Here is a 4,516-nt window from a genome sequence, read left to right as displayed (position 1 = left end):
CTATGGTGGGCCTCGAGCCCACCCAGCAGCCGCACGCTGACGGCGAGAATGGCGCCGCTCAACAGGAACATGACGACCAGCACGGCCATGGCGACCAGCAGCGACGGCCAGCGGGCCGGATTTATCCAGGAGAAAGCGCGTGGCGTCATTCGTCACCGCCCTCCTCACCGGCTGGGCGGCCGCGGCCGTCCAGGGCCGCATCCGGCCGGAAGGTCTCGCCCTGAGAGGCGCCCTGGCTGCGCCGGGCGGCCCGCTCCAGGGCGATGCCGGCGGCGCTGTTGCCCAGCGCCTGGCGGATCTCCATCTCGGAGCGCAGCGACTCGATATCCCGATCCAGGGCCACCAGCTTGCGATCCAGCGCCGACATGCCCTGCTCGTTGTCGGCGATGCCCGGGTCACTGCTGCCGGCCAGCAGCAGCCGGCGCGCCCACAGCGCCTTGGTCAGGGTTCTGGCCAAGGCCATCTCACCGCTCAGGCGATGGATCAGCAGCGAGGCCTCGGGGTCGCTGCGCAGCGACTCGATCACCCCGCGGGAGACAGTCAGGCCGTCGCCGGCGGAGACCTGGCGCAGGTTCTCCGGGGTCAGCGGCTCGCTGCCGTCGACCAGCCCCTGCAGCAGCCCGTAGACCTCCTGCTGCTCACGCTCCAGCTCGCGCACCAGGCCTCTGCCGGCCTGGGTCTCGCTGCGCTCGCAGCCGTCGCAGGTGCGAATCGACTGTTCGCCGATCACCGTCTGAGTCCACTCGGCGGCCTCCTCGGGGCTCTGCCAGACCGTGCACATACCGCCCAGGCAGCTCCCTGCCCCACTGCCTGACCCTGAGCCGCCGGCGCCGTTCCCACCGGAAGCGCCGGCCAGCCCACCGCCGCCGATCCAGGTGCCCTCGTTGGTGGCCACCGATCCCCAGCCGCCACCGCCTCCGGCAATGGGGGCGGTGCTGGTGGTGTCGTCACGGCCGTGCAGCAGGTTGTAGCCGGCACGGGCGGTGTCCTGCACCACGCGAATCGGCGCCTGATCCTGGCCACCGCGGCGCTGGCCTCCCACCCAAGTCACGCCCTGATTGCCGCCCGACTGGTCGACCTGCTCCTGCGCCGCGACCACGTCGGCGTTGGACTGGGCCGCACTCTGCCAACTCTCGGCCGCGGCCATCTGCTGCCACCCCTGCCCGGTGACCATGTCGGCCATGCGCTCGGACATCTGGCGGCAGGACATGGAGGCGCGGTCGAAGTCCACCCGCCCCTGCAGCACGCCGTTGCTCAGCAGGTCATAGAGCCCCGGGTTGGCCCGCTGGATGACCATGGCAGGCAGCGAGGCCACGGCACTCTGGGCGTTCTGAACCACCGTCCCCATCAGGTTCTGGAAACCGTCGGTGACGCCGTTGAGCTGATTGGAGACCGTGGCGCCGATATCGAAGTTGCCGCAGGTGGCATTCATGTTCCAACTGATGCCGATACCCCGGCTGTTGGGGTTGTAGCCCCGCCCAGCGGAGACGCTGAAGGGCGAGGCGCCGCCGATCTGGTAGTAGAGGGCGTCGGCGGATTGCGCCTGAGTCTGGGCAGCATGGGTAGACAGCAGCCCCACCATCAGGGCGCCGACCAGCGGCGTAAGGGTGAAGCGTCGCGTGCGAGATCCTTTCATCGGCTTCTCTCCTTCAGGGAACGGCATAGAGCAGGGTCTGGCCGCGGCGCTGGCAGCAGCGATAGGGGCGCCACAGCGACCAGGCGTAGTCTCCGCTCGCGTCCAGGCGGTCGGAGTAGGTGTCGGTGACGCCGCGGTCCGGCCACACCCGGCAGGCGTTGCTCATGTTGGGCGTCAGGCGCTGCCAGCGATGGGTGGAGGCATCGCCCTCCTTGACCGACCCAGGCGGCCAGTAGCCGTCGCGGCGGGAGGCCACCAGCGGCGTGTAGACATGAGGCTGCCCCGTGCGGGTGACGATATCGGCGGAGCGCTGGGCGGTGGTCGCCGCGGTCTTGTAGTCGTGCACCTGGGTCAGGAAGCCGCTGCGCGGGTAGAGGTTGCCCCACAGGTCGCCGGGCTGCCCCAGTTCACGCATGCCGGGTGTCAGAGCCTCGGGGTAAAGCGACTCGGGAATCCCGCTGCGCCACGCCAGGGCATCCAGGGTCGAGAGGTGGTAGGGCTGGAAGGGCGTCGCTGCCCCAGCGCAGGTCATACCGAAGGCGCTGGCGAAGCTGCTGAAGGCACCGCCGGCTGGGTGGCCGATGGCGTCCACGTTCTTGAAGCGCAGATGCTCGTGCCGAGCCCGGTTGGCATCGGACGTGCTCTGCCCACCGGCCAGCGCCTCTCCCAGAGGCGGCGACAGCGTCGCTACCTCCCACCAGGGGTTATCGCCGGTGTTCTCGTAGCTGGAGACCACCAGCTCGGGGATATAGTGGCGCACCTGGACCGAAGTACGGATCGAGCAGCCCGACCAGGAGCAGTTGAGCCAGACACAGATACCGATGACCTGGTAGTCCAGGCACTGGGTGGAGAGCGACGAGGCGACGATCTGCGGCGTCGTCAGCGCCTGGGCCGGCTTCTCCACCACACCCAGGCTCAGCAGCGCGCCGCCCAGCACCGCCCCTGCCGTCTTGAAGGGCCTCATCGGCGGCCCTCCTGTCCCATTAACCGCTCGGCTTCTCTCAGCGCCTCGACCACATCCGGCTGTCCGTAGATCACATGGCGGCCATCGATCACCACAGCGGGAACCTTCTCCACACCCAGCTGCCAGGCCCTGGCTAGCCCGAGATAGCTATCGGCATAGCGGTCGGCCGTCTCGTGCCACTCAGGCGTCGCCATGCGCTCGCGCATCATGGCCGCCGCAACGTCGGGATCCGCAGGAAGATCTTGCGACAACTCGGCATCCAGGCGCCCGGGAGCATCGAGTTCGATAACCGCCACGCCCGACGGCACATTGACGGCCGGCTCCCCGGCAGTGGTAAAGACTTCGATGGTTGGTTCAGCGAGTGCAGGGCCTGCCAGGCAGGCAGATAGCCCGATAACGGCCAGCCAGCGGGGTGGGTGGTGTCTCTCCATGCTTGCCACTCCAGTAGAACAAGGATCTGGCACAGCATTGCGGACTCCACTGCGAGCCGCATCAGGAAATGTTAATCCGGTTCGTGATGTTTTTTGGAGCAGCCTTCAATGGCTGCACAGTCGCCATAGTCACGCCGATGACCAAAATCATCTTCGTTTAACTGACAAGAGCATTGATTCAAATAAGAACTGCCACCATACTCTCCCCCAACACTCAACCAATGCGAGGAGACGCATGTCCATTCTCAACACCTACATGCAGAAGGAACAGCAGCTCAAGCAGCTCCAGGAAGAGCTCGACAAGCTGAAGAACGACGACCGTCTCAAGTCCGAACTGGAATTCAAGGACAAGCTCGAGAGCCTGATGCGCGAGTTCGACAAGTCAGCCGCCGACGTCATCAAGCTGCTGGACCCGAAGCCGACTACCGCCAAGGCCGCCAGCACCACGACCACCGGCCGCGCCAAGCGCAAGCTGAAGATCTACAAGAACCCGAACACCGGCGAAGTCGTCGAGACCCGAGGCGGCAACCAGAAGACGCTGAAGGCGTGGAAGGATGAGTACGGCGCTGAGACCGTAGAGGGTTGGTTGGTGAGGACTGAGGACTGAGGACTAATTTACTTCACCCTGCCTGCCGAAAACATGGCAGGCAGGGCTTCTTTCGGCCGAGGCTGTGTGAAAACTCCTGGGCTTTCCTGAAGAAGGCGTTTGTACGCGAAATCTGGAGTGTTTTTGCCATTCAACCTTCTCAGAACTTGCGATAGATCACCAGTTTTGATTGATTTTTAACCTATTCGAGGCGCTTCAAACGTTTTCACACAGCCTCGGCCAAGAGCGGACGCTTTACATTAAGCTGTCTATGGTAACAAGATGATGCTCTTACCACGATTCAGGACCGATCAAGCACTTGAGTGCATGACGAAGGCTGCCAAGCGAGAGCCGAAAAACCACAAACAAGTTCTTCCCTTCCATAACCGGAGCACCTCGGCCCCTATGAGCAAGAAACACGAAGTATATATTTCAATTGACGTCGAGACCTCAGGCCCGATTCCTGGCGAGTACAGCATGCTCACAATTGGAGCGTGCAATGTAGACGAACCTGACCAGGTGTTCTCTTGTAAGCTGAAGCCAATATCGACCAATGCAGATCCCGAAGCACTAGCAGTAACGGGACTTTCTCTGGAGGCACTCGAAGATGAGGGGCTACCTCCTGAAGTCGCGATGACACGGTTCCAGAGCTGGGTCTGGAAAGTCGTTGGTACGGAAAACCTGCCCGTATTCGTCGGGCTTAATGCGCCATTTGACTGGTCCTTCGTCAACTATTACTTCCACCGCTATCTTCAGACGAATCCCTTTGGCTTTACCGCCCTAGACATTAAGGCGCTCTACATGGGAGCAACTGGATCAAGGTGGGCAAACACCCGCTCCAGTCAAATGGCTACTCGACTCCAACCCAAATTACAAGCAGACCATCAGGCACTACATGA

Annotated in this window: 5 protein-coding genes; 2 read left to right on the top strand and 3 right to left on the bottom strand. The window is 63.4% G+C overall.

Annotated elements, in window-relative coordinates:
- Nucleotides 1-145: 145 nt before the first annotated feature.
- Genes J5F18_RS03635 through J5F18_RS03625 form a run of 3 tightly spaced genes read right to left on the bottom strand, consistent with a single transcriptional unit; the run spans nt 146 to nt 3,031 of the window.
- The gene (locus tag J5F18_RS03635) at nt 146-1,636 is read right to left on the bottom strand and encodes an integrating conjugative element protein (RefSeq protein ID WP_346300974.1); all 1,491 of its coding nucleotides are present in this window, start codon (nt 1,634-1,636) and stop codon (nt 146-148) included.
- Between the two features lie 13 nt (nt 1,637-1,649).
- Nucleotides 1,650-2,600: a TIGR03756 family integrating conjugative element protein gene (locus J5F18_RS03630; protein WP_346300973.1), complete on the bottom strand. Its 951-nt coding sequence runs from the start codon at nt 2,598-2,600 to the stop codon at nt 1,650-1,652.
- Nucleotides 2,597-3,031 (bottom strand): TIGR03757 family integrating conjugative element protein, encoded by a 435-nt coding sequence (locus J5F18_RS03625; RefSeq protein WP_346300972.1) that lies wholly within the window; start codon nt 3,029-3,031, stop codon nt 2,597-2,599. The genes J5F18_RS03630 and J5F18_RS03625 overlap by 4 nt, the downstream gene beginning before the upstream one ends.
- A gap of 235 nt (nt 3,032-3,266) precedes the next feature.
- Here J5F18_RS03625 and J5F18_RS03620 point away from each other — a divergent pair, with 235 nt between their 5' ends.
- Both J5F18_RS03620 and J5F18_RS03615 read left to right on the top strand, forming a co-directional pair.
- On the top strand, nt 3,267-3,638 hold the full coding sequence (locus J5F18_RS03620) for a histone-like nucleoid-structuring protein, MvaT/MvaU family (protein ID WP_346300971.1): 372 nt from the start codon (nt 3,267-3,269) through the stop codon (nt 3,636-3,638).
- 384 nt (nt 3,639-4,022) lie between these two features.
- The coding region (locus J5F18_RS03615) for a 3'-5' exonuclease (protein WP_346300970.1) at nt 4,023-4,516 on the top strand (494 nt) is incomplete at its 3' end.

The organism is Halomonas sp. BM-2019, assembly GCF_017584085.1.
This window is presented reverse-complemented; position numbering and strand designations above follow the sequence as displayed.

Coding starts and splice junctions, on each gene's coding strand:
- J5F18_RS03635 (WP_346300974.1), bottom strand. CDS start 1,636: ATGAAAGGATCTCGCACGCGACGCTTCACCCTTACGCCGCTGGTCGGC.
- J5F18_RS03630 (WP_346300973.1), bottom strand. CDS start 2,600: ATGAGGCCCTTCAAGACGGCAGGGGCGGTGCTGGGCGGCGCGCTGCTG.
- J5F18_RS03625 (WP_346300972.1), bottom strand. CDS start 3,031: ATGGAGAGACACCACCCACCCCGCTGGCTGGCCGTTATCGGGCTATCT.
- J5F18_RS03620 (WP_346300971.1), top strand. CDS start 3,267: ATGTCCATTCTCAACACCTACATGCAGAAGGAACAGCAGCTCAAGCAG.